Source organism: Paracoccus kondratievae, assembly GCF_009301415.1.
Taxonomy (GTDB): domain Bacteria; phylum Pseudomonadota; class Alphaproteobacteria; order Rhodobacterales; family Rhodobacteraceae; genus Paracoccus; species Paracoccus kondratievae.
Genome location: NZ_CP045073.1, coordinates 1,112,114 through 1,136,117, shown reverse-complemented (window position 1 = coordinate 1,136,117; position 24,004 = coordinate 1,112,114). Strand labels below are relative to the sequence as shown.

The following is a 24,004-nucleotide window of genomic DNA, read 5'->3' as shown; positions in this document are numbered from 1 at the left end:
GTGTGATGCTCATTCGTCATCTTCGAACCTCCAGCCCTTGCGCGATGGCGGGGTGTCATCCGCAGGAGGGTCCTCCGGTGCGGGTGGCACCTCAGCATCATCTGCCTCGCTGCCCCCGACCTCAAACCCGCCCTGCAGCCAATCCGAGCCGGCCTGGGCCTGACCGACCGACGCAGCGGGCAGCAGGTGCAGGCCAAGACCGAGTGTCTGTTCCGCCCTGTCGATCTCCTCGGCGGTGAACGTCATCCGCCCAAGCTGCGCGGCGTTGGCCGCCTCGATGGAAAGCAGATCGAGCCGGCGCAGCCCGTCATGGAAGATTTCGGCGGAGATTGCCGCGCGTTCGCGGTTGTGATCCATGACGGTCCTGGCGAAGGCCGACCACTGGTAGAAGGAAACGCCCGAAAGCGCCCCGGACAGGTCATGGGCGGGATACCAGATTCCGCCGACCTCGACCGCGACCCAGCCAAGGTCAAGTGGATCGAACCGCAGCCGGGCCTTGTGCTGATGGCTGTGCTTGCGGGCATCGCGCAACTGGTCGCAGGCGAAATCCGCGCCGAACACCCGCACACCCCGACCGGAAATGCTGCGTTCCAGCTCAATGCCGAAGATCGCCCGGCGATCCATCGCATCGACCGGCGCCGGAAGGCCGTATTTGGTGACCAGTCGGTCCCAGCACTCTGCGGGGGACTCACCATGCAGCCCACGATGGGCCCGTTGGTGATAGACGTCCACGATATAGGTCACGAGCGCCGCCAGCAGATCCTGATCGGTGAGCGAGGCTTCCACCTCCGCATCGTAATCGCCCCGCTGCTCGGGGTTCGGGAATGTCCGCCCCCGGAATCGGCTGACGAAATGCGTTGCAAAGGTCCCGAACAGGCGTTCGATGCGAGACCGGAGCTTGGCCACACCGCCGGGTGGATTGACCAGGCGGGCAAGCAACCCGGCGCAGGTGATCTTGAAATCATCGCTGACGAAGGCCGAGCCCATGTCGGCCGCGACGGTTTCGGGGCGCCCGCCCTGATGCCAGCCGTGACGGCAGCCAAGGCCGACCGCGAGAGCCGTCTTGTCGATCGTGACCGTTTCCAGCGTGCGGATCGCCGCTTCGGCACTGGTCGACCTGGACAGGGTGAGACCGACGACGCAGCGCGTGGCGCAGTCGATGGCGACGCAGATGACAAGGCGGATCACTTCGAGAGCGGCGATCTGCTGCTTCGTCAGCCGCTCGAGAAGACCGGCGTTGGAAACCCATGTCATGAGGTCGACATCCCACTCGTCGATCTCGACCCGTTCCATGGGCCGCAGGACCTGCGCGCCGTATTCGATGATCGCGAATTTCTTGTTGGCGGCATCGACGCCCCACCGTTGCAGGTAGGTCTCGTAAGGGTCCATCCGCAGGATCGCGCGATAGACGGTAGAGCGGGATGGCGGCCGGAGTTCGGGCACCCCCCGCTCAGCACGGTCGCGGTTGAAATCCGCGTAAAGGTTGGTCGCGCGCTCGTGGATCTGATCGATGGTCGGGCGCAGCGGCGAGGCGTATTCGGCGATCAGCGCATCGAATGCCGCAAGCTCTCCGGGCAGCATCTGGCGTCTGCCCCCGCATCGATGCGTTTGAGGCACCAGGGCCATGATGCTGAAGCCGCTTCTTTCATAGGCTCGTGTCCAGATCAGCAGCGTCTTGGCGCAGGGCGGCGTTCGAGAGGTTTCCATACGCCCCGCGCGCTTGAACCGTTTGCGAAAGCGCTTGCGGATGTTATTTTCTACGGCCGCAATGATTGCTGGCAGAATGGTGTTGACCGAGGCCTCGTTGCGCTTGGCCATCCCGGCCTCGATGCAGCGCAGCAGTTCCTCGGCGAACAGCAATCGCCACAGTGCCGTCTGCTGCTTGCTGTCGGGAAGATCCCGAAAATATTCGGGGAGTCCGTCAAGGTTGCGCTCGGCCGTTGTGCGTGCGCCTCCCTGCGGAATGCAGCGGAACCTTGGGCTGCGAAGCAGTTCCTCCATCTCGCCATGGCTGATGCTGCGGGCAGGGTGTGGTGGCGCTGTTCCGATCAGCACGATCCCTTCTGGTTCATGTGATGCAAGCCGATATTCCACGCCATCAAGGACAACGAGATCGAGAAGCTTGAAATTGCTGTGTTTCATGGCGTCCTCTCAGGCCAGGATCATATGGGTAAAGGCTGGAATCATCGGGGCGCCGAGTTCCCTGGCGCGCTCGATCAGGCGCGTCGTCGGGGCGTGCGGCACGATTTCCGGCCGGGGAATATCCGCGTCCGTGAACAGCAAGACTCGTGTCGCGAAGGATCTGGGCAGTTGCGAGGCGATAAGCCTCAACGTGTCCTCGAAGCGGTATTTGCGGACGCGGGCCAGTGGGCGCACGGCGACGGCAATCGCATTGCCGTCGGTCAGGCGGGCGCGGAAATCGAAGTGATGGACGGCGGGCCTGCCCCGTGCGTCGCGGTACCGGATGGCGGGCGGCTGCGCCTGAACTTCACGAATCTCGGGATCCGCAATCAACTGGTCCCAGCAATGGGCTTCCAGCCCGGATTCGAGCCGGCTGATGACGGGCTGGGGCAAGAATGATCGCACATCGACGACCTGCACGCGGGCGCTCGCTTTCGAGCGCGCCGGAATGGTCCGGCTGGCGGGTGCCAGCACGGGAAAACGAAAGAAGGGGTTCATGTCACATCCCTGGCAATAGTTTGTCAGGTGACCGCCCCGGGAACGGGCGATCACGGCGGATGCAGGCACAGCGCAGCCATCGACCGAAACGGATGGCGCCGGTCATTGACTTTGCGTGCGAGGTTTGGGATGCTTCGACTTACCGGGTTGACCAGATTCGGTAAGTTTAAGCAGGGCTCTGAAAGTTGGCGCTTTCGGAGCCTTTCGCTTTTAGCTCTTCATGGTGCCCTCCTGTTCGTAGCGATCAGGCCAGATATTTTCGGGGGTGGTATCAAGCTTTTCCGCTATCGCACGCTGGATTCTCTGAGACCGCCGATGCCCTTGCGACACAAGGCTTACCGAGGCAGGAGTTTTGCCCAGTTCGCGAGCAATGTCGCTGAAGCTGGTTCCGGCCAGCCGCAAGCGTGCCCGGATCATCTCGTGGCAAAATTCATCGTCCATCCCTGCACCTATACCGTGTCAGTGAGTGACCAGCACATCTAGCCCAAACGGATTATGGCAGAGAACGAATCATTTTCCCAGCTAAAAAATTATCTAGCGCTTTGATTTTACTAATCTAATTTTTTACAGATTGTTTTTTGTTAGAACGGGGAAGCCCAGTCGCACGCTTAGCTTGACGGTTTGCGCTCTGTATTAAGTGCGGTTGTCAGGACATCGACGATCAGCTGCTCAATTTCGTTCAGCCGCATCTGGCGTTCGTAAGCCAGGCGCTCGACGAGCGTCGCAATGGCCGGGTCGCGCGGCCCGTACAGTCCCCAGTCTCGAATGGATGCAGCGTCAGGATGTGGGTGTGCGGGGTCCGGCATGAGACATCAATACCCAGCCTCGGAGAGCAGGTCCAGAACAAGCGATTGTGGCGTAGTCCGGGCTTCGGCACTGCGCTTCATGATCATGGCCAGCATCGACAGCGGAAGCTTGAGCTCCAGGATGCATTCTGCATCGTCTGCCGGATAGTTACTCAAATGGGCCAACATGTTCCGCAAATTGTCGATCCGCCGCTGATCGGTGATACCGTCCGTGTCCAACTCAGATTTCTGCTTGGCGGTCATGGTCGTTCCTCCTGCAGGCGCGTTTCATCTTGTTGCAAACCTTGATCGGCGCATGGCCCTCATCGGTACCAGCCCTCCGACATCCGAGGGATCACATAGCGCAGGAACAGGCCGACACCGCCGGCGAACAGCACGAAGGGCGATAGGAACAGAAAGGCGATCAACCCGTCGAACCAGGTCGTCGAGTAATCCGACGCCACCAGCATGCCGAAGCCAATGCCGGCAAGAACGAAGAAGGCGGCCACGCCGAGCATGAAGGTCGATGCCCGGCGCCAGCTTTCGACCGAGCGGCCCCACACGCCGCGGATCGCTCCGCAGGCGGGGCAGGTGGAAGCTTCGGCGTGAATCTCGGTCATGCAATGTGGACATTGTTGGGGCATGGCGGGCTCCGTGATGTCGAATGAATGTTAAAACAGGTAGAGTTAAAAGCGTCGGTGCACAATAGCATTGTGCATGAAGACGACTCCCAAGAGCCCTCTGCGAGACATCGTGGCGCGCAACATGCGCAGGCTGCGGGCAGAACGCGGCTGGTCGCAGGAGTACCTAGCGCACGAATGCGGGTTGAACCGGACCTACCTCAGTGCGGTGGAGCGGTCGGAGCAGAACATCTCCATTGACAATCTGTATCGAGTCGCCCAAGGGTTTGGGGTAGAGAGCTGGATGCTGCTGAAGGCCGAGTAACTGTAACAGAATCTCCAACTGCGGCGGCAGCGCCTAGTCGAAACGACCAAGCACAGATGCGTTGTCATAGTTTTGTCGGAAATCCTGGGCCGGCCTGATGATCAGGTGAGAATCACCGTCAGTGCCCAGCAGCTCTGTCTTACGGCATCACTCGCGCTGGCGTTGCGCCTAACATTGCGCTAACAATCCCGACAAATCCGCTCAGTGGGTCCGATCACCAATGAACGCAGCTACAAATAAGCAAACTAAATAGCCAGCTGCAAAGGTATAGAATTGTCCCATGAAGTATGACAAATACCTTGATACTAGCGGAACACTTTGTCCAATTCCAGTCATCCGGGCCAAGAGAGTACTCTCACAGCTGGAATCGGGACAATTACTGCTTATTAAAGCAACGGATCCAGCTTCTGAAATTGATATACCATACATGTGCTATCAAATGGGATTCTCCCTGGAGAAATCAGTAAGGACCATTGAGGGCTATACTTTTCTTGTAAAGAAATGATGAGGGTCAAGTTTTAGTACAAATATTCAATGGAAAATTCTCAGAATTAACGGTCCATAAAAGGCCATAATGTGATCAGCATCAATAGAGAAGCCGATGACCAATTCGGCCGTTGGATTAAATTTTCCTACCCAAAAATCGCAGCTTCTATGGCTTTCCTAATGACCGTGCGCCCCGATCCTGAAGGGTTCTTGAAACAATCCTCGGAGAAGTCGATATCTTGTGCACCTTTAAGCTTACTGACGAAGTATTCTTCGCTGATATTGCGATCGGCATAAGCTTGCCCCGCCAATTGACGAAGAATGTCAAAGACAGCTTGAACGCCGATCGTTTTCAAGATGTATGAATCTCGCTCAGCGCCCTTCCAAAAGACTTCGTCGCATGCCTTTAAGTAGTTTAGGATTATTTGAAACAGGAGCACATCGTTGCCAGAAATATAAATTTCTCTAAGAGGTGATTTATCCCTCGGTCCATCTTTGAGTACCTGCCGCGGGCTGGCATCACCTTTCCTCATCCCGTTCGCGTCGCGTTTCGGGTTCGCCGAAAATAATCTCAAGACGCCATCAACTACCACAGCGGTGGAAACTCTCCAGTCGGCTTTCGCAGCTAAATGAACCGCTCCGGGTTTGCCGGAGGCTCCAACTCCTGAGTAGGATGGAGCATCATGAGCAAGACGACGAACAAGTTTTCCCCCGAAGTGCGCGAGCGTGCGGTGCGGCTGGTTCTCGACAATGAGGGTCAGCATGGATCGCGCTGGCAGGCAGTCATGTCGATTTCCGCGAAGATCGGCTGTGCGCCCCAGACCCTGAACGAGTGGGTGAAGAAGGCCGAGGTCGACAGCGGCAAGCGCGCGGGCATCCCGACCGACATGGCAGAGAAGATGAAGGCGCTGGAACGGGAGAACCGGGAGTTGCGCCAGGCCAACGAGATCCTGCGCAAGGCGAGCGCATATTTTGCGATGGCGGAGCTCGACCGCCGGTCGAAGTGATGGTCGGGTTCATTGACGATCATCGTGGTGAACATGGGGTCGAGCCGATCTGCAAGGTTCTGCCGATCGCCCCGTCCACCTACTACGATCACCTGGCGAAGCGGGCCGATCCGGCCCGGCTATCGGATCGTGCCCGGCGGGACGCTGCGCTGCGGCCCGAGATCGAGCGCGTGTTCGAGGCGAACTGGCGTGTCTACGGAGTGCGCAAGGTCTGGCGTCAGCTGGATCGGGAAGGCTTCGCGGTTGCCCGTTGCACCGTGGCCCGGCTGATGAAGGGCATGGGTATTCAAGGCATCATCCGGGGCAAGCCGCACAAGACGACCATCCCCGACAAGAAGGCCCCGTGCCCGCAGGACAAGGTGAACCGCCAGTTCCGCGTGCCCGCGCCGAACATGCTCTGGGTCAGCGATTTCACCTACGTCGCCACTTGGCGAGGGTTCGTCTATGTCGCCTTCGTCATCGACGCCTACGCCCGCCGGATCGTCGGCTGGCGGGCGAGCCAAACCGCACACGCAGGCTTCGTGCTCGATGCTCTCGAACAGGCCGTCCACGATCGCCGCCCAGTCAAGGGCGCGGGGCTCGTCCACCATTCCGACCGGGGGTCGCAATACCTGTCCATAAAATACACCGAGAGGCTGGGCGAGGCGGGGATCGAGCCCTCCGTGGGCAGCGTTGGCGACAGCTATGACAACGCTCTGGCGGAGACCATAAACGGTCTATTCAAGGCCGAGGTCATTCATCGGTGCGGGCCGTGGCGCAACTTCGAGGCCGTCGAATATGCCACCCTCGAATGGGTCGATTGGTTCAACAACCGCCGCCTCCTCGAGCCGATCGGGAACATCCCGCCGGCAGAAGCAGAGGCAAACTTCTACGCGGCTCTGGAAATTGAAGACATGGCCGCGTAACTAGGTCATGTTGACAAATGGCGGAGCCAGAGGCGGATCGACGTGATGTCGATGAAGCCCAGGAAGCTTTCGGCGGTCTTGTCGTAGCGGGTGGCGACGCGACGGGCATTCTTGAGCTTGTTGAAGCACCGCTCAACGAGATTGCGCAGGCGGTAGAGCCTGCGGTCAACGGCGACCCGTAGCTTCCGGGTTTTGCGCATGGGGATGACCGGCACCACGTCGCGCACCTCCATGGTCTTGCGGATGTTGTCGGAGTCGTAGCCGCGGTCTGCGAGCAGAACGCTTGGCTCGGGCAGGTTGTCAGCCATGACCAGATCGAAGCCGAGGTAGTCCGATGTCTGCCCGGCCGTGATCTCGGTTCTCATGGGCAGGCCTGCCGCATTGACCCGCAGATGGATCTTGGTCGTGAAGCCACCTCGCGAGCGGCCGAAACCTTGGCGCGGAGTCCCCCTTTTGCGCCCGCTGTCTGATGATGAGCGCGAACCACGGTGCTGTCGATCATCTGCAGCGCATCCGGCACGATCCGGCTCTCGTTCAGCGCCTCCAGGATCTGTTCCCACAGCCCCGCCAACGTCCAGCGCCGGAACTGCCGATAGACAGACGACCATTTGCCGAACTCTTCCGGCAGGTCGCGCCAGGGCGACCCCGTTCGGGCGATCCAGAAAATCCCATCCAGAACAAGCCGATGGTTCGTGGGCTTGCGGCCGTTCGGAGAACGGACAGCCAGGATGAAGCGTTCAAAGAACGCCCACTCGTCGTTCGACATCAGGTTTCGTGCCACGCTGGTCTCCATTGCAGATACCAGCTTGAATCACGATCACCGCGCCCGGTGAATCCCTTTTGTCAACACGCCCTAGATGCCGTTGTCTAATCGCGTGCCCTCAGTCAAGCTCATTTGACAATATTCAAGTGACCGCCGGTCTTCGTTCGACCGGACGACGCGTCGAAATGCGGAACATGATGCGAAACGCCATTTCGTGATGTGGGGCTGATTGACGTTTGCCGGGGGCACGGTTGTCTGCGCAGTCGATACTTGATCGCCGCATGATGGGGTAATCCTCCCCGTTTTAACGGGGCGCGACCGTAGAACTCACGCGGCCATTTTCAGCTTCATGGCGGGTGTCGATCACGCTGGAGGCCGACTTCTGTATAGAAGCTGTGGAGGAGGCGCTGGCCTGTCACGGCAGGTCCGAACGACAGGCCATGACGCGGCATCGTCATGGCCTGCCTGTTTGAGCTCGGCGCTTTGGCGAAGGGCACATCAGGCCGCCGCCAGACAGGCGCACATCAAACTGGAATGCTAACCAAGACGGTCCATACGGGTATCCAGATTGTCACCGTCGCCCTTGTAGTCCTTATGCTCGACATCGTCGAAGCCCGGACTCGGCAAATGCCCATTATCCTTGTAGAACTGCCACTCTTCTGGTCGGTAGTCGAAGATGCTCTGATCATCCGGCGCATCGCGCTGGCCGTAGCTGTATAGGTATTTGTCCAGGTATTCGTAGCGCTGTGCTCCATCAGGCATCAGAACGTCCTGACCGTCCAGCCGCGAGAACAGATCCTTCATATCCTCGCGGTGCTTCTTCATGTTGTTGTTGTGCTTGATGTCGTCGATGATCATCGAGGGCAGGAAGGCGATTGCGCCAAGCAGTGCGCCGACCCCAAGCAGCGGCCCGGCAAGCGCGCGCCCGATCGCAGCCCCGATCCTGCCTGCGGTCGCCGCACCCGTCGCCGCGCCGCCCCCAAAGGTAAACGCCCCCGCTGCGATCTGAATCGCGCCGCTGGCGATAGCGCCTGCATCGCCCGCACCGACGCCGCGCTTGATCGAGAGACCGCCCAGAACCACATCGGCTACGCCGGTGAACACATTCGCGCCTGCATCCATGATCCGCAGCGCGGCCGAGGCCATGCGCGAGAAATTCGTGGATCCGGGCAGTTCAGGGTTCTTCACATAGCCGTTCTCGATCCCCTTCCTGATCTCTTTCACGTCGCTTTCGCTGAGGTTTAGCCGCTTGGACAGGCTGCCGGTGCCATCGATATCGACCTCGTCCAACACCGCTTCGAAGTGCTGGACGAACCGCTCGCCGATCTCAGGCGTGAAGGGCGTGCCACCCGACGCGTTCTCGCGGCTGAAGATCTGCGGCAGCGTCTTGTCCAGCCCCAACATCTTGTTGGCATTGGTGCCCAAGATCTTGTCGTAGATGTTCGAGCCGAGATTGGCGAAATGCTGTCCCGCGCCAAGGAAGCTGACGAATTCCTTCGCAATGGCAACCCGCTCTTCCGGCGTGTCGGCCAGCGTGCCGCCCTTGCCCGTCAGCTGATAGATGCCGGATGCCAGCGAAATCGCGCCGCCCACCGAACCGAGGGTGCCATTGCTGTTCAACTCGCCCAACACGCTCAGCGCCGCGCCGTCGCTGCGTTCGTTCAACGCCTTGAAGATGTCCTTGCCATTCGACGCGGCGACCTTCTCGATATCGGCCTGCGTCAGCGTGCCATTCTTGTTGAACTTGTCGCCCAGCTCTTGCAACACCGCGTTGAAGCTTTTGGCCTGCTGCTTGTCGTTCAGGAACTCGTTGACAAACTTGTCGAGCGTATCGACCGTCCTGCGCGGGACGTCGATGCCGCCCTTTTTAAGCGTTGTCAGAACGGTGACCAGCACATCCTTGGTAGCCAGCGCCTCGTTTTCTTCGCTGACCGAACCGGGATCGGCGATGATCTGGTCCAGATCAGCAGTCAGCCCGTTCAGCAGCATGGTCTGGGCGAACTTGCCCGCCTCTTCCTTGTCGAAGGCTGCCAGACCGGCATAGGTGCGGGCGATATCAGCCTCGGCCAGATCCCCGTCGCCATTCTGTTTCAGGTCGGAGATGTAGTCGGCATAATCGTCGCTGAAGGCCACGTCGCTGAGCCGCTTATGCACCTTGTCGGCATCGGGCAGCGATTTGATCGCCTTGTCCTGCGCGGCGATGTAATCGTTCTGTATGCTTTCCGAAGACATCAGATCGGCGATATTGGTGTCCAGTTTCGACGCGTCGATGATCGCCGCCATGTCCAGATGGTTCACATCGACAAGGTTCTGCCCCATCGACATGTCCAGCGCGACCATCTTGGTGCCATCGTCAAGGATCGTCTTGGCGCGTAGCGCGTCATACAGCTTGGCGCGGTCGTCATCCTTGTCGATGCTGCCTTCCTCGATCCCGCGCTTCCAGCCGTCCAGCGTCTCGCGCCATGCCAGACCGGAAACGGTCAGCTTGGTATCATCGTCCTTCGAGACGGTTTCGGTCGTCTCCATGCCCAGAGGATCGACGTCGCCGGGTTTCGGCAGATTCCGCTTGTCGCGCGCATCGTCGATCTGCCCATCCAAGTCCACGAAGCCATCACGGGCCGAGACGAGCCGGTCATAGAGATTCGGGTTAAGCTCTTCAGAGACGATCACCTTGCGAATATCGTCATCGCCAACCGGAATCTCGGCGCGGATCATGCCCGGGCCGACCTCATCTTCCCAGCCGATCTTGGCCCTCTGGATCTGATCGTTGCTGTAGACGTCCTCGATCGTGTTCTTGTAGCCTTGTTCTTCGCTCATCCGGATGCCGTCCACGGTGCGCGCCAGACGGATCGCCGCGTCGAAAGAGCCCGGCGCAAGCTGGCGTGTCACGACGAAACGGTCGCCCTCATTGGTTTCCAGCGTCACCGCATCGCCGCGCATCTCGGCAAAGCCTATATCCTTCAGGTGCGGCAGGGCGCGGTCACGCTCCCAGATGATGGCGTCGAATTCATCGGCCTGAGTTTCGGCATATTCATAGGTCCTTTCGGAGGCGCTGAACTCCTGATGCCGCTCCAGATAGTCGTAAAGCTGCGGATTCGTGTCACGATCAAGCTGCACGAACTTGCCGCCATGATTGTCGAAATATTCCAGCTTCGGACGCCCGGAATCGTCCAACCAACGCTCCAGGACCGTGACGCTGGTTTCCGTCGGATCGGGCCATTTTTCATTCGATGTGCCTTGCCGCGTGTTCGCTTGCTTTGTTTGGTCAAGCCCTGCTTGCATCTGCATCGGGATGCCGTCGCGAATGTCGCGATGCGGAGGCGTGGCGGCGTTGCCGGGGCTTAGAAGATCGACGGTGGCAGTCATCAGGCACAATCCTTTGTTCGTATTGGCCCGTTAACTGCCATTGATTCTTGTCAGCGTCATGACAGGCGGCGTCTCGCACCTTCTTGAAATGTCTTGGAGTGCCTCATCTTTGTCTGCGCCAGCATGCACAAGCTTTAAGGCCCGCTGGCAGATATTACCGCGGATGTGTGCGAAAAAGGGCCGCGAAATGCAGCCCTTGCCTTTCGTCAGATCGAATATTCCGGCGCGACCCTATCGACCGCAAAAGCGTCCGAGGTCAGGATACGATCCCGAATGCGCTCATCCCTTGCGTGCGGGCGCGCCGGCCAATCGCAAGGATTTCGCCAATTTCATCCGCCGCAAGGCCAAGCTGTTCGGCATCGTTGCGGGCACCGGCTTCGTTCTGAATCATGCCGCCGATCAGCACCATGTTGCGGACATGGGTGAATTCGGCATCCGGCGCGAAGGCGGCTGCGCGTGCGATGCCGTAGGCCGCCAGGTCACGTTGCAGGCCCATGACCAATGCAAGGTTGCTGCGCACATCTAGATTGCGCGGATGCGATTGATGCAGCGCATCCAGAATCGCCCGCGCTTCATCAAACCTGCTCAGGCCGGTCAGCGCACCTGCCCTGAGCTGCTGGACCTGAAGCGTGGTTCCGCCGATGGAGGTTCCGGTGTCCAGCGCGCCCTGAAAATCGCCTAGACCAAGCTGCGCCTCGCCAAATCCGATCTTTGCCTCGCGATCATTCGGGGCGATCAGCAGCGCTTCCCGATAGGCGCCCATCGCCCTGCTCCATTCACCCATTTCGGCCTGAAGCGCGCCGAACTCCTTCAGGGCTGCCAAGTTGTTCGGCTGATCCTTGATGGAAGATTGCAGTTGCGCGAGCTTTTCTTGCTGGGAAACCATGGCACCGGGCGATTGTCCGAAGTTCGGATCCGCACAGGCGGCGAGCAGCACAATACCCAACAAACCAAAGCAAATCCTGAAATTGCGAACGTTCATTCTGATGGCCTTTGGCGTTTTACGTTTCTGTCATTATGGTCAAAGATAATCCGTGCTATCGATCGCCAAGACTGAATCGGCATCGACATTTCGTATATATGTCCAGTTACATGCTGACAATATGGTAGTGTTTGCAATCCTAGCAGGTGGTCTTGCCCCCGTTTCGCCGGACACTCAGGCGGTTGCGGTTTGAGCTGCGATGAACTCGCGGGGCGAGCGCATCTTCAGCCCTGAGTGCGGGTGGTTTTCGTTGTAGTCCTCGATCCAGCCTCCGATCAATCCGAGAGCGGTCTGTGCATCGGGCAGCGGCGTTACCTGGACGTAGTCGCGCTTCAGCGTCTTCACGAAGGCCTCCGAGATACCGTTGCTCTGCGGGCTCTGCACCGGCGTGAAGCAGGGCCTCAGGCCGAGCTGGCGGGCGAAGATCTGCGTCTCCTTTGCGATGTAAGGCGAGCCAGAACATGCAGCGTGTCACGATAGCGCCGCATGATGTCCTTGGCCTTCGCCATTTTCTGCTCGAAGTTGGGATCATAGGGCACCGACCGATAGCCGCCTTCCGGAGCGTCAATCAGATACAGGGGCGCGCCGTCCTGTGCGTTTAGGCGCAAGGCCACTTCCTTGGGCAGTACCACCCCAAGGGAATTTCCGAACTTCCGCACTTTCAGTTTTACCATAGAAAAACCCCTATTGCGTTATTATTATTGTAATAACCTTCGCCAACTTCTGCAAGTTTTGTCGGTGGCTGTTTGGACTGGACGGCAAGAGCCCTCATGTGGGGATAGTTCGTTGGTCGACCTGCAGGAGACCACAAGATTCCACAAATGGCAATGCGCTCCGCAGCCAAGTACAGCATGCGCGTCTGTGGCGAACTAGGTCATGTTGACAAATGGCGGAGCCAGAGGCGGATCGACGTGATGTCGATGAAGCCCAGGAAGCTTTCGGCGGTCTTGTCGTAGCGGGTGGCGACGCGACGGGCATTCTTGAGCTTGTTGAAGCACCGCTCAACGAGATTGCGCAGGCGGTAGAGCCTGCGGTCAACGGCGACCCGTAGCTTCCGGGTTTTGCGCATGGGGATGACCGGCACCACGTCGCGCACCTCCATGGTCTTGCGGATGTTGTCGGAGTCGTAGCCGCGGTCTGCGAGCAGAACGCTTGGCTCGGGCAGGTTGTCAGCCATGACCAGATCGAAGCCGAGGTAGTCCGATGTCTGCCCGGCCGTGATCTCGGTTCTCATGGGCAGGCCTGCCGCATTGACCCGCAGATGGATCTTGGTCGTGAAGCCACCTCGCGAGCGGCCGAAACCTTGGCGCGGAGTCCCCCTTTTGCGCCCGCTGTCTGATGATGAGCGCGAACCACGGTGCTGTCGATCATCTGCAGCGCATCCGGCACGATCCGGCTCTCGTTCAGCGCCTCCAGGATCTGTTCCCACAGCCCCGCCAACGTCCAGCGCCGGAACTGCCGATAGACAGACGACCATTTGCCGAACTCTTCCGGCAGGTCGCGCCAGGGCGACCCCGTTCGGGCGATCCAGAAAATCCCATCCAGAACAAGCCGATGGTTCGTGGGCTTGCGGCCGTTCGGAGAACGGACAGCCAGGATGAAGCGTTCAAAGAACGCCCACTCGTCGTTCGACATCAGGTTTCGTGCCACGCTGGTCTCCATTGCAGATACCAGCTTGAATCACGATCACCGCGCCCGGTGAATCCCTTTTGTCAACACGCCCTAGGCTGCCAGATATCGCACGATCGCCATGATCTGTTCTTCATCGGTCACATATTGACCGACCGGGATTGCAGCGATCTTCGCGGCGGCATGTGCGTCCTCGGAGCGCGGGGCTTTGCTGTTGCGAAGGGCGCGCGCGATGGCCTCCGCGCCGCGGGCGCGGCCGACGACGAGCGGCGCCGGCATCTCGTCGGGGACATAGCGCAGCGCGACTGCGATATGGGGCGCGGCATAGATGATGGTGGTAGCCTGCCCCCATCCGATCGGGCGCTCCAGCATGTCGCGGCGGTCGCTTTTGATGCGACCGCGCAGTTGCGGATCGCCGTGCTGGTCCTTCAACTCTCGCTTGAACTCGGTCATGGTCATCTTCTGTTCGCTGAGGAAGGATGAGCGCTGGACCAGATAATCGAAAAGCGCCGTCAGCAGCAGGATCGCGACCAGCGCACCAAGCAATGGCACGGTGATCGCAATGGCGGCCTCTTGCGTGCAAGGGAGCCCGCAATAGGGTGCGGTAAACAACGCGGCTGCGGAATAGGCGAGGATCAGTCCCAATGCGCTGAAGATCACCGTGACCCGGATCACATGCATCAGAAAGGTCATGAATGACCGCTTGCTGAAGATCTTGAAGAAACCCGTGGCGGGGTTGATCTTGTTGAAATCGGGTTTCAGCGGCTCGGTCGTGAAGAGCGGGCCGCCAGCGATCAGCATACCGACAAGGATGCTCAGGGTGACGACCAGGATCATCAGCGGCAGGCAGATCTGGATGATCACCCTGAAGGCAAGATCCATCAGATCGGACAATGCCGCGCTGAACACCAATTCGGGCGGTGGCGTATAGGTGAAGAGACCATACAGCAGATCGGACAGGTGATGGCGGCGCGCGAACAGATAGACCAGAACCGCCAGCGTCACCAAGGAGGCGATGGAATCGCGTGAGGTGACGACCTGCCCCTTTTCGCGCGCCTTCCTTAGCTTGCGGGCCGAGGCTGGTAGTGACTTCTGTTCGGAACCCCCACCACTCATCTGATCGCGCCGCTGAGAAACTTTGCCAGCGCGTCGGCGCCAAAGCTGTCATGGCCGACCAGCGCAAGCATGTATCGCCCCAGAAGCGGCATGAAGAAGACAAGCATCAGCAGATAGACGACCTGCTTGGCCGACATCGACAGGAAGGTTGGGTTGATCTGCGGCATGTATCTGGTCGAGATCGCGATGACGACCTCGGTCAGCAGCAGCGGGATCAGGATCGGCATGGCGAGGATCAGCCCCGCCCGCAGCAGATCGTCCAGCAGCGCCAGCAACAGGTGGCCCTGCCCCGGATCGGGCCATGCCAGTGCACCGAACAGCGGGAAAAGCTGATAGCTGCTGAGGAGCGGACCGAAGACGGCGGGGATCAGGAGACCCTCGGCGGTCAGAAGCAGCACCGCGACCAGAAAGAAGAAGTTGCCGCTGATCGCGACCTGCCCGCCGGTCGGGTCGGTATCGGTGGCCGAGGAGGCACCCCGTTGCGTATCAAGGATTTCGCCCGCAGCGATGGCCGCCCAGAACGGGATGCCGGTGATGAGCCCCAGAATGACGCCGATGATCACCTCGCGCAGCATATGGAACGGCATGTTGCCGGGTTCCAGCAGGCTTGGATCGGCGGCCGCCATCACGGCACCGGTCGGCAGCAGCGGCAGCGTCATCGCCACCATGACCGAGCCGCGCAGCAGTCCGAAGTTGATCCCGAAGCGGCCAAAGATCGGGTGGATCATCACGAAACCCAGTGCCCGCCCGCCGATGATCACGAAGAGCGCCATCATGTCCGCAAGGATGACACCGTAATCACCACCTGCGAACAAGTCCTGTAGGCTGTTCATCCCTGCGAGATCCGTGAGAAGATATCGACGGTGAAGGCCACCAGCTTCGCCGACAGGGCCCCGCCGGTCAGCACGATCACCGTCCCGACCGCGAACAGCTTGATCGCTTGCGGCAGGGTCTGATCCTGAATCTGCGTCAGCGCCTGAATCAGCCCCACGACCAGACCGATCACCGTCGCCACCGCAATCGCTGGCATCGATAGCTGGAAGACCAGGATCAGTGCATGGGTCAGGGATTCATAAAGCTGCATGCCGCCTCACACATAACTCATCACCAGCCCATGCGTCAGCCGCGACCAGCCGTCGGCAGCGACGAACAGCAACAGCTTGAACGGCAGCGAGATGACTGTCGGTCAAAATGTAAAAAATAGTAGACTCCCCGGTTTATATAGGCGATGTTCTGACTATCCGCTGTTTGCGGCGGCAAGTGTCAACAACATGAATTGAAGTGTGACCCCTGATGATGAATTGTGGTGCTAGCCGCCCCTCGGGTTATGTAGGACGGCACAATAACCTCCCCCACTTTCGGTCTAATCGTTCCAATTATCAGCATCGGAGCCCCGGTGGAGAGCCAAGGCAGGTGTCGTCCGGGCAGAACATGTCTCAATCTGCTGTTCCGTCCGGGGATTTCAGCTTCGACATGCAGGACGTGATTAACCAGCAGCGCCACATCACGCTGATTTCTGCGCAAACGAATGTGCAGTTAGCTCAGCAGACAACAGTCAAAGACGCCTTCGGCAAGCTTCGATAAGCAGGACATAACCAGTCCTGACGTCTTTTCACATTCCGAAGTCGTATCCTGCATCTCGGCTTCGGCTTTTCTGCTGTTCGTGTTCTTGCTGTTTTTGGCGCTCCGCCTCCACCCGCTCTTCATTGATCCGCTTTGCGCGCTGATTGATGGGCGCAGCCAGCTCATCGAAGCTGATGTCGTATCTCTCGGCTTTTTGCGCGATCTGGTCGACGATCCTATCCTGTAGCGTCTCGCGCTGTGCTGCATCGACGACATGCCATGTGGCTTGCCAGCGTTGCGCGGCTTCCTTGATGAACCTCGCCCGTTCCACATCAAGCTGCTTCTGTCGATCGCGCGCCTGCTGTTCCTCCAGCGCCCGCCGCGCGCGATCCCGTGCCTCGGCCTCAGCGGCCTTCCGGGCACTGTCTTGCGCGGTCCACGCCTTCTCGAAGCCTTTGGCGAATGCGCTGGCCTCGGACGCGCCAAACAGCGCCCTGGCGGCCTCGACGGCGGCGCTGAAGCGGCTGGCATCCGCCGCCCGCGCGGCGGACCATGCTTCGTGCGCCCGCTCGGCCCGATCGCGCAGATCCGCCAGCAGATCCCGCTGCTGCCTGCGGGCGTGGTTCACGCGGCCACGCTCGGTGACCGGCACATAATCCACGCCAAATTCGACAGCGTCGCGCAGCGCCTTGCGCTCCATCGCATTGGCGGCCGGACCCAGCTTCAGCTCGGGATCACGATCCAACGCCATTGCCGCGAGATCGTCACCACGCTCCAGGGCAGCCTCACGCTGATCCTCCAGCGAGCGGTGATCGACCCGGGTCCCCTGCCCTGCTTGCTCCAGCGCCCGGTTCTGCAGATCGGCCCAATAGGCCCGCATCGCCTCGATTTCCGCCCCTCCGATCTTGGCGGCATCGAGAATGCGGGTCTTGGCCCCGAGGCCATCAGCGCCGATCTCGCGGGTGGTGGTCAGGATGTGGACATGGTGATTGCGCTGATCGCCCTCGCGATGCGGCGTATGCACCGCCACATCGGCGACGACGCCATAGCGCGCCACCAGCGCCTGGGCGAAGTTGAGAGCCAAGGCAAAGCGCCCGGCATCGTCAAGCTCGGCCGGCAGCCCCAGCTCCCATTCGCGGGCGGTGACGGCGTTGCGGCGGGTCTCGCGGTCCTCGGCGGCATTCCAGAGCGCTGCCCGATCCTGCACCCAGCCAGGGGCGGCATCGGGCGCGAGGATGAAGGTGCCGACAATGCCCTGTTTGCGGGTGTAATCGTGAACGCGCCCCTCGCGATCGCAGGCCAGTTGCGCGCCCGCCCGATAGGCGGCGGCAGCGACGGCCGAACGACCGACGGAGCGCTTCACGGTCTTGACGCTGAGATGGTAGCTGGCCATCGCTCAGCGCCCCGCACACGGCAAGGTCGGAGCTGCCCGCAACAACAAACGCGACGACCGCCAGCCCCCCTGTCCGCCGCCAGCCCTCCAGATGGCAGGACGGCGGACAGGGGGGCCGCGCCATCCAACTGCGCAAGTTGGGCTGAGATGGTTTGGAAGAGGCGGCGCGCTCTTCCATATCGCCGCACAGCGTTGCGGTGAAGGGGTTGGCCATCGGCCGGGGCACGGCCCCGAAGAGATCGCGCGCAAAGCTTGTGATGAGGGTACCGAAGAACAAGTTTGCATAAGTGCTTCATTCACTCCTTTTGGCGTTCATGGTAGCCTCACCCTATTCAATCGCCAAGGCCTTAGCGCAGACGAGGTTTCCATGCATGAGACAACGGTCAGAGACTGGAATGATGCCGCCATTGATCCCGGAGCCTTTCCCGAGATCGATCTTCCGGAGGGAGTTGTGACAGCTATTCTCATCCAGACAATCTGGGGAAAGGCCCAGAACCTCTTCTCATGTTTCATGATGGAAGATCGGACGCGCCAGCGGTTTCGGCTCGAGACCTTTCGTGACAAGGATTATGCGCCCGATGAGAATGGTCCGAGCTTACGCTATGCCCAGCCTGGTGAACGTTACCGGCTGACCATCGGCCGATCGGTAGAGGGTCGCCCGACATTCCTGAAAGCGGAGCGGATCGATGGCTGAATCCGAGCTGGCAAAACTCGAGCGGCAATATCAGCAGGCCAGAGCCAGACTGGAGGCGGCCCGGGCGCGGGAACGCGAGCATCAGCGCAAGCTCGATGCCCGCCGCAAGATCATTCTCGGTGGGGCGCTGATCGAGCGCGCCGGCCGGGATCCAGAGACGGCGAAGATTCTGGCAGCATTGGTAAGGGGTCTGTCCCGCCAGCACGATCGCAAGGCGTTTGAGGATTGGGCCCTGCCCCGCCCCGGCCTAGAACCGCGAGATGAGGGTGATCGTGATACGGACGGCACTCGACCGGATCAACAAGGGCGCAGAACGGATGAGGCAGCGCAATGAGCCGCAGGCCACCACCCTTGCCGCCAAAGACAGAACCTGCCAGCGCGGCACAGGACACGCCGTTGCGCGATCTGTTCCGTCAGGAACAGGAAGCCAATGGCGGAGATCCCGGCACGGCCTTCATCGCCATTCTGGATGAATTGGACAGGCGCAACGCTGCATCAGCCACCCGGATCGAGGCCGATACCGAGGCGTTTCGGAATATGGCTGGCTGGCAGCATCTGATGACAGAGCTGATAAACAATCTGCCTGTTAAGATGGTGGAGGCCACCCGCTCGGCCATAGGCCGCCTTAAACCTGCGCTGGAGCAGCAGGTTGAAGAAAAGGCGCGCCTTGGTGCCGCGGTGGGCACAGAGGCCTCCAGGATCGCCGCAGAGGCCCTCAGAGAGGCCAGGAGCGACTACGAGACCCGGAAGCGGCGCTTAAAGCTCCTGAGCACCGTAGCGCTTCCTCCGGCCTTTGTCGCGGCGATAACGGTCGGCTTCCTGACCCCAGCCATCCTCGCCCGGACCCTGCCCGCTTCATGGTCATGGACCTGCACCATCTTCGGTGCTCAGCACTTCGCAGGAAACCCAGACCAGCCAACATACTGCGTCATCCAGAAAGACTGACGAAGGATGAGATCGGCCGCATTGCAAACGGCTATGGCGAGAAGAATCTGGTATGATGCGCGATTACGATCGTCCTGTGCCTATTGCGACGTTGCCTTGCTCGCCAAGGCTCGATGTCAGCGTGAGGCGGATCGGGTTCTGACCCGGGATCATCTCATTCCAAGGACCAGAGGTGGTGGCCTGACAGTCCCCGCTTGCCAGTGGTGCAACAGGACAAAAGACAACGCTTCTCTGGCTGTCTGGACTTGCCCGGATTTAATGGAGGGCGATTAGCTCACTTTCCGTGAATGGATCGAATTACCGAACATCTGTCCGAAATAGGATGACCGGACGGTGTTTTCCGCTGCCCGCTAAAATTGCCTCTTGTGCGCCAGCGATGTTTTCGGGTGGATATTCCGAGACCGCGCGGAGAGGAATCGTCCCTGATTGAACTAGGTTACGGATCAGTTCGAGCCAATCTGTGCGTTGCAAAGCGTGAAACACGAACGCCGGCTTGATCCCGATATCACGTTCGTGGACATCGCTTTCCCATCCGCGGAGCGGGATATAGGTGCCGCAATCGCGGACAGCACCCAAGGCTGGAACGCCCAATACAGCAGTATCTATCATTGCGTCCACACCGCGTGGAAAATGGTCTCTGACCCTCTCCGCAAAATCCAAGCTTCGTTCGATCACAATGTCTGCGCCATAGCTACGAATCTGGTCGACCGCTTCAGACCTTGCATCGGCGATAACCTGCAATCCCCGCGACCGTGCGATTGGGATGATATAGCTTGCAAGCAGTCCAGCGCCGCCACTCACTGCAAGGGTTTCACCTGTCGACAAGCCCGCCAGATCAAGCGCAAGCAGAGCGGTTAATCCATTCATGGGAAGCGTTGCGGCCCCAGCAAAAGAAAGATGATCCGGAATCACGGCGGCGGATGCCTCGGGGACCACTACGTATTCTGCCTGCGCCCCACCCTCAGGCCGCGTTGGCAATAAGACCGCCATGACCCGGTCTCCCACCCTGAACCGAGAGACAGCCGAGCCGATGCTTTCGACAATTCCGGCAGCGTCCATGCCAGGCACGACGGGATAGGCTTGACCGGGAAAACCCGGATCGCGAAGTTGGATGTCGGTCGGGTTCACACCCGCCGCAACAACTGCGATACGAATCTCGTGTTCACGTGGAGCACGCACCTGCCGGTCGACAATGCTGATGACTTCCGGGCCACCGGATTGCCGATAGGTGATGGCCTTGCCTGAAATGGGGTTCTCTGCAAACTGGTTACTCATGCGATGCTTCCTCGTGCGCACAGGACAGGGCGTCCAGTTCGACAATATCTTCTTGCTGTAGAATGATTGATGCGGACGCAACGTTCTCTTCCAAATGGGCAAGACTTGTCGTTCCGGGGATCAGCAAGACATTCCGTTTGTGATGCAAGAGCCATGCAAGACCGAGCTGTGACGGACTGATCCTATACCGTGCTGCAATTTGGATAACCTTGGGATGAGCCGTCACCTTCGGCCAGTCAGGGAAATATGTCCCTCCCAACGGAAAGAAGGGCACCCATGCGATATGTTCGGCTTCGCATAGTTCAAGCAGTGGCTGATAACGGCGACTAAGCAGACTATAGGCGTTCTGAACGCAAACAATCCCTGCAGGTAGTGCTTGTTTCAGGTTGTCGAGGCTAACGGCGCTCAGACCGATCCCACCGATCTTGCCTTCATCTTTCATACGCAACATCTCGGCCAGTTGATCGTCGATTCCGACAATCTGATCGCCCTCGGAAGAAAGACCAGGCGCGACGTCAAGCCGACGCAGATTCACGACGTCAAGTTGTTCGACACCAAGACTGCGAAGGTTCTCCTCCACGCTTGCCCGAAGTTCCTCCGGTTTCTGGGCGGGCCGAATTGGAATCGGTCCAGCGGGATTCGACGCCGCACCAACTTTCGTTGCAATCAGAATGTTGGGATGTTCCAGACGCAGTTCACGAATGATGTCGTTGACAAACCCGGCGCCGTAGAATTCTGCCGTATCAAAATGCTCGACACCCAAGCCAACTGCGCGATGTAAAACCTCCATAGCTGCGGAGCGATCATTGACAAGCCGCTGAAGTTGCATCGCGCCATATCCCATGCGGGGAATCTGACGTTCGCCTAAGGCGTAAGAACCGGCGCCGGCTACGCCTGACGATTTCTGGTGGACCAACTGACTCTCCTGCGCTAGGGCGAATAAAGCGGAGGGTCGTCCGCTTGATGTTTATTAACCGGAGGGTCGTCCGCTTGTCAACAGCTCCGAAGCTGCGTGCCGATGCGGCTAAAAATCGTGAACGCCTCACCTTGACGGCACGCGATCTTTTATTGTCCGCGTCTGAACCAGTGTCTCTCGAGACGATCGCCGACACCGCAGGTGTCGGCATCGGGACGCTTTATCGCCACTTTCCGAGCAAGGAAGCACTTGTCGAGGCTGTTTATCGCGTTGAACTCGATGCGCTGGAGCAAGAAGTGGAAACATTTCTGGCTGGGCATCAAAGTTTCGACGCAATGCGCCTGTGGTTAGGTCTCTATGCCAGCTTCGTCGCGACAAAACACGCAATGCACGATGCCTTACGCATTTCTATCACACCGCAATCAGGCTCCACTTCCGAGCTACGAGCTCGCATGACGGCCGTGATCACAAAGTTTTTGTGCGCAGGGCAGCAGGATCAAAGTTTGCGTGCCGACGTGGAACCCGATGATGTCACGCTATGCATTGCTGGTGCCGTGTTCGCTGCGACCACTACATCAGATGAGAAACAGCTTGCACGGATTCTGGATTTGCTCATGGCGGCGTTGCGAGTGAGAACCTAGCATAGCCGAATGCAATCTTTCCGGTCGGGACGAAACGGGAGCCACAGTGCATCACCCGCATGGGACACGCTTTAGTGGCTCAGTATCACGGGCAGCTCAGAGCAGATCCCGAACCCATCCACAGATTAGGGGTGTTAATAGGTGTTAGAGTCTGTGTTACGGTTTCTATGAGGCTGAATTTAACTTATAAAAACAGATTACTACCTGAACGCGCCGTGTGTAAAGTGGTGATTCTCTGTGTGTAAAGTGTCGTTTCACACCAGCCGTGTGTAAAGTGTCGTTTTGTGGCTTCCCGTGTGTAAAGTGTCGTTGTATGTTGTGCGTGTAAAATGTCGAAAGTCAGAGATGAACGACTACCCATTATTGCCTGATCGTCATCCGCAAGGTGACTTCTTCGTGTGCGACGTCTTTGATGCTGCGCCGAAAGACGATATCGGATCAATGGAGCATCCGATATTCTCGCTATCGACTAAGCCAGACACCCGTCCTCGCTTATACGAGCACAACGGCGTTTCTGTAGAGGTCAAGCCGTCTGCTGATGGACTGGCTACTGTGCATGACCGGGACGTCTTGATCTTTTGTATCAGCCAGATCATCCGGGGTATGAATGAAGGTAGAGAGCCGCAGCAAGTGGTACGTTTTCAGGCGTCCGACCTACTGAAGGCCACAAACCGCATGCTCACAGGCCGCGGATACGATTTGCTAAAGGCAGCGATGGAGCGTCTGGCCGGAACGCGGATTTCGACTAATATTACGACTGGTGGCGAGGAGATATTCGAGAACTTCGGTCTAATTGAGAGATCTCGGATTGTTCGGGAGACGCGCGAAGGGCGCATGCAAGAGGTCGAGATCAAGCTGTCGGACTGGGTTTTTAACGCGATCAAGGCGCAAGAGGTGCTTACGCTCAGCCGGGATTACTTTCGCCTGCGTAAGCCTCTGGAGCGACGGATCTATGAGCTGGCGCGCAAGCATTGCGGCCGACAGCGAGAATGGCGGATTGGATTGGAAAGGCTTCAAAAAAAGTGTGGCTCCGGCTCATCGGTGCGAGAGTTTCGTAGGCTAGTTAACGCCATTGCGGATGAGGACCAGAAGCACAATCACATGCCAGATTATGAAATCCGCTTCGACAGCGAGACGGATCTCCTGACAGTGCGTAGCCGCGGTAGCATTGGGCCAGAGGTGCTGACTGAGGCCATAACCATCCCACAGCTCGATTCCGATGTTTACGACATGGCTCGAGAGGCTGCTCCCGGTTGGGACGTGCGCTATATCGAAAGCAAATGGCGCGCTTGGGTGACCGAGCCCCCCCGCAATCCCGAGATGGCATTTCTCGGATTCTGTCGTAGGTGGTACGAAAAGCGAGGGCGCGGCTGTGGGAGAGCTTGATATGCGCCACCTGCAGCTTGATCCGCTCGCCACCGACATAGGCCCAGTCCTCGCTCCAGTCGAACTGGAAAGCCTCCCCAGGCGCAAATGCCAGCGGCACAAAGGTTCCTCGGTCTGTCGTATGTTGCGCGCGCTGCCGTTCGCCTTTCCATGCACGAACGAAGGCGGCAACGCGCTCATAGGAGCCGTCATATCCCAGCTTCACCAGATCGGCATGCATCAGCTTCGCCGTCCGGCGTTCTTTGCGTGATTTGCGCTGATCAGTCGTGAGCCAGGAGGTCAGCTGCTTGGCATATGGGTCCAGCTTGCTGGGGCGATCCGGCGTCTGGAACGCAGGTTCGACAATCCCCTCCCGCAAATACTTCTTTATCGTGTTGCGCGAAATGCCCGTGCGCCGCGCGATCTCGCGAATGGGCATCTTGTCTCGCAGCGCCCATGTCCTGATAACCTTCAAAAATCCCATGTCGATCACTCCATGTGCTCCCAGCTGGTTCAAGCCGGGGCAAGGTTGCACATGGGTCAATTCTC

Annotated in this window: 26 protein-coding genes, 4 pseudogenes and 1 other annotated feature; of the genes and pseudogenes, 9 read left to right on the top strand and 21 right to left on the bottom strand. The window is 59.2% G+C overall.

Annotated elements, in window-relative coordinates; all coding sequences use genetic code 11:
• Window positions 1-9: 9 nt before the first annotated feature.
• The 6 genes from F8A10_RS16960 to F8A10_RS16940 all read right to left on the bottom strand — a co-directional run bounded on the left by F8A10_RS16960 (window position 10) and on the right by F8A10_RS16940 (window position 4,084).
• Window positions 10-2,142, bottom strand: a complete 2,133-nt coding sequence (locus tag F8A10_RS16960; protein WP_152367978.1) for a DDE-type integrase/transposase/recombinase — start codon at window positions 2,140-2,142, stop codon at window positions 10-12.
• A 9-nt stretch (window positions 2,143-2,151) separates the two neighbouring features.
• Window positions 2,152-2,679 (bottom strand): hypothetical protein, encoded by a 528-nt coding sequence (locus tag F8A10_RS16955; RefSeq protein ID WP_152367977.1) that lies wholly within the window; start codon window positions 2,677-2,679, stop codon window positions 2,152-2,154.
• Window positions 2,680-2,889: 210 nt separating this feature from the next.
• The gene (locus tag F8A10_RS16950) at window positions 2,890-3,120 is read right to left on the bottom strand and encodes a helix-turn-helix domain-containing protein (RefSeq protein WP_152367976.1); all 231 of its coding nucleotides are present in this window, start codon (window positions 3,118-3,120) and stop codon (window positions 2,890-2,892) included.
• Window positions 3,121-3,287: 167 nt separating this feature from the next.
• Window positions 3,288-3,485: a hypothetical protein gene (locus F8A10_RS21195; protein ID WP_193668239.1), complete on the bottom strand. Its 198-nt coding sequence runs from the start codon at window positions 3,483-3,485 to the stop codon at window positions 3,288-3,290.
• Between the two features lie 6 nt (window positions 3,486-3,491).
• Window positions 3,492-3,728: a hypothetical protein gene (locus F8A10_RS16945; protein ID WP_152367975.1), complete on the bottom strand. Its 237-nt coding sequence runs from the start codon at window positions 3,726-3,728 to the stop codon at window positions 3,492-3,494.
• Window positions 3,729-3,787: 59 nt separating this feature from the next.
• On the bottom strand, window positions 3,788-4,084 hold the full coding sequence (locus F8A10_RS16940) for a zinc ribbon domain-containing protein (protein WP_227493468.1): 297 nt from the start codon (window positions 4,082-4,084) through the stop codon (window positions 3,788-3,790).
• Window positions 4,085-4,181: 97 nt separating this feature from the next.
• Here F8A10_RS16940 and F8A10_RS16935 point away from each other — a divergent pair, with 97 nt between their 5' ends.
• The gene (locus F8A10_RS16935; RefSeq protein WP_152367973.1) at window positions 4,182-4,409 is read left to right on the top strand and encodes a helix-turn-helix domain-containing protein; all 228 of its coding nucleotides are present in this window, start codon (window positions 4,182-4,184) and stop codon (window positions 4,407-4,409) included.
• Between the two features lie 280 nt (window positions 4,410-4,689).
• Window positions 4,690-4,914 (top strand): sulfurtransferase TusA family protein, encoded by a 225-nt coding sequence (locus F8A10_RS21945; RefSeq protein WP_152367972.1) that lies wholly within the window; start codon window positions 4,690-4,692, stop codon window positions 4,912-4,914.
• Window positions 4,915-5,041: 127 nt separating this feature from the next.
• Here F8A10_RS21945 and F8A10_RS16925 read toward each other — a convergent pair whose 3' ends face one another.
• Window positions 5,042-5,428 (bottom strand): ParB N-terminal domain-containing protein, encoded by a 387-nt coding sequence (locus F8A10_RS16925; RefSeq protein WP_152367971.1) that lies wholly within the window; start codon window positions 5,426-5,428, stop codon window positions 5,042-5,044.
• Window positions 5,429-5,578: 150 nt separating this feature from the next.
• Between F8A10_RS16925 and F8A10_RS16920 the strand changes: the two genes are divergently transcribed.
• Window positions 5,579-6,807 (top strand): IS3 family transposase gene (locus F8A10_RS16920; RefSeq protein ID WP_122003605.1). Its coding sequence is split into 2 segments (ribosomal slippage): window positions 5,579-5,867 and window positions 5,867-6,807, totalling 1,230 coding nucleotides; the frame shifts between segments, so codons are not numbered across the junction.
• Window positions 5,860-5,976 (top strand) — a sequence feature (AL1L pseudoknot). Its footprint overlaps the gene before it by 117 nt.
• A gap of 5 nt (window positions 6,808-6,812) precedes the next feature.
• Here F8A10_RS16920 and F8A10_RS16915 read toward each other — a convergent pair.
• The 10 genes and pseudogenes from F8A10_RS16915 to F8A10_RS16865 form a co-directional block, all read right to left on the bottom strand.
• Window positions 6,813-7,573 (bottom strand): annotated as a pseudogene (locus tag F8A10_RS16915) (IS5 family transposase).
• Window positions 7,574-8,107: 534 nt separating this feature from the next.
• On the bottom strand, window positions 8,108-10,936 hold the full coding sequence (locus tag F8A10_RS16905) for a hypothetical protein (protein ID WP_152367969.1): 2,829 nt from the start codon (window positions 10,934-10,936) through the stop codon (window positions 8,108-8,110).
• A gap of 256 nt (window positions 10,937-11,192) precedes the next feature.
• On the bottom strand, window positions 11,193-11,918 hold the full coding sequence (locus F8A10_RS16900) for a hypothetical protein (RefSeq protein WP_152367968.1): 726 nt from the start codon (window positions 11,916-11,918) through the stop codon (window positions 11,193-11,195).
• A gap of 174 nt (window positions 11,919-12,092) precedes the next feature.
• A pseudogene (locus F8A10_RS16895) lies at window positions 12,093-12,377 on the bottom strand (integrase core domain-containing protein); the annotation flags it as partial.
• Window positions 12,320-12,592: an AbrB/MazE/SpoVT family DNA-binding domain-containing protein gene (locus F8A10_RS16890; RefSeq protein ID WP_152367967.1), complete on the bottom strand. Its 273-nt coding sequence runs from the start codon at window positions 12,590-12,592 to the stop codon at window positions 12,320-12,322. The gene F8A10_RS16890 and the pseudogene F8A10_RS16895, both read right to left, overlap by 58 nt.
• A 200-nt stretch (window positions 12,593-12,792) precedes the next feature.
• Window positions 12,793-13,553: pseudogene (locus F8A10_RS16885) on the bottom strand (IS5 family transposase).
• Window positions 13,554-13,640: 87 nt separating this feature from the next.
• A complete protein-coding gene (locus tag F8A10_RS16880) occupies window positions 13,641-14,663 on the bottom strand; it encodes an EscU/YscU/HrcU family type III secretion system export apparatus switch protein (RefSeq protein WP_152367965.1) in 1,023 nt (340 codons plus the stop codon).
• On the bottom strand, window positions 14,660-15,496 hold the full coding sequence (locus F8A10_RS16875) for an EscT/YscT/HrcT family type III secretion system export apparatus protein (RefSeq protein WP_152367954.1): 837 nt from the start codon (window positions 15,494-15,496) through the stop codon (window positions 14,660-14,662). The genes F8A10_RS16880 and F8A10_RS16875 overlap by 4 nt, the downstream gene beginning before the upstream one ends.
• A complete protein-coding gene (gene sctS / locus F8A10_RS16870) occupies window positions 15,493-15,747 on the bottom strand; it encodes a type III secretion system export apparatus subunit SctS (RefSeq protein ID WP_152367953.1) in 255 nt (84 codons plus the stop codon). The genes F8A10_RS16875 and sctS overlap by 4 nt, the downstream gene beginning before the upstream one ends.
• A gap of 6 nt (window positions 15,748-15,753) precedes the next feature.
• A complete protein-coding gene (locus tag F8A10_RS16865) occupies window positions 15,754-15,840 on the bottom strand; it encodes a hypothetical protein (protein WP_406611820.1) in 87 nt (28 codons plus the stop codon).
• A gap of 254 nt (window positions 15,841-16,094) precedes the next feature.
• Here F8A10_RS16865 and F8A10_RS21190 point away from each other — a divergent pair, with 254 nt between their 5' ends.
• Complete coding sequence (locus F8A10_RS21190) at window positions 16,095-16,247, top strand: hypothetical protein (RefSeq protein ID WP_193668237.1); 153 nt, start codon at window positions 16,095-16,097, stop codon at window positions 16,245-16,247.
• Between the two features lie 28 nt (window positions 16,248-16,275).
• Here F8A10_RS21190 and mobQ read toward each other — a convergent pair whose 3' ends face one another.
• A complete protein-coding gene (gene mobQ, locus F8A10_RS16860; protein ID WP_152367964.1) occupies window positions 16,276-17,619 on the bottom strand; it encodes a MobQ family relaxase in 1,344 nt (447 codons plus the stop codon).
• A 367-nt stretch (window positions 17,620-17,986) separates the two neighbouring features.
• Here mobQ and F8A10_RS16855 point away from each other — a divergent pair, with 367 nt between their 5' ends.
• The 3 genes from F8A10_RS16855 to F8A10_RS16845 all read left to right on the top strand — a co-directional run bounded on the left by F8A10_RS16855 (window position 17,987) and on the right by F8A10_RS16845 (window position 19,258).
• Entirely contained in the window at window positions 17,987-18,313 is a 327-nt protein-coding gene (locus F8A10_RS16855) for a hypothetical protein (protein WP_152367963.1), read from the top strand.
• Window positions 18,306-18,647 carry a mobilization protein gene (locus tag F8A10_RS16850; protein WP_193668235.1) on the top strand — a complete coding sequence of 114 codons (342 nt, stop codon included), beginning with the start codon at window positions 18,306-18,308 and terminating at the stop codon, window positions 18,645-18,647. Before F8A10_RS16855 ends, F8A10_RS16850 begins: the two co-directional genes overlap by 8 nt.
• 62 nt (window positions 18,648-18,709) lie before the next feature.
• Window positions 18,710-19,258 (top strand): hypothetical protein, encoded by a 549-nt coding sequence (locus tag F8A10_RS16845; RefSeq protein ID WP_152367962.1) that lies wholly within the window; start codon window positions 18,710-18,712, stop codon window positions 19,256-19,258.
• A 297-nt stretch (window positions 19,259-19,555) separates the two neighbouring features.
• Here F8A10_RS16845 and F8A10_RS16840 read toward each other — a convergent pair whose 3' ends face one another.
• Together F8A10_RS16840 and F8A10_RS16835 are read right to left on the bottom strand one after the other, a co-directional pair.
• Window positions 19,556-20,533 carry an NADP-dependent oxidoreductase gene (locus tag F8A10_RS16840; protein WP_152367961.1) on the bottom strand — a complete coding sequence of 326 codons (978 nt, stop codon included), beginning with the start codon at window positions 20,531-20,533 and terminating at the stop codon, window positions 19,556-19,558.
• Window positions 20,526-21,449: an aldo/keto reductase gene (locus F8A10_RS16835; protein ID WP_227493467.1), complete on the bottom strand. Its 924-nt coding sequence runs from the start codon at window positions 21,447-21,449 to the stop codon at window positions 20,526-20,528. Before F8A10_RS16835 ends, F8A10_RS16840 begins: the two co-directional genes overlap by 8 nt.
• Before the next feature lie 47 nt (window positions 21,450-21,496).
• Here F8A10_RS16835 and F8A10_RS16830 point away from each other — a divergent pair, with 47 nt between their 5' ends.
• Both F8A10_RS16830 and F8A10_RS16825 read left to right on the top strand, forming a co-directional pair.
• Window positions 21,497-22,090, top strand: a complete 594-nt coding sequence (locus F8A10_RS16830; RefSeq protein WP_227493533.1) for a TetR/AcrR family transcriptional regulator — start codon at window positions 21,497-21,499, stop codon at window positions 22,088-22,090.
• A 345-nt stretch (window positions 22,091-22,435) separates the two neighbouring features.
• Entirely contained in the window at window positions 22,436-23,476 is a 1,041-nt protein-coding gene (locus tag F8A10_RS16825; protein WP_152367960.1) for a replication initiator protein A, read from the top strand.
• On the opposite strand, the pseudogene F8A10_RS16820 reads toward F8A10_RS16825, so the two are convergent.
• Window positions 23,415-23,939: pseudogene (locus F8A10_RS16820) on the bottom strand (helix-turn-helix domain-containing protein); the annotation flags it as partial. The gene F8A10_RS16825 and the pseudogene F8A10_RS16820 overlap by 62 nt on opposite strands.
• Between the last annotated feature and the right edge of the window lie 65 nt (window positions 23,940-24,004).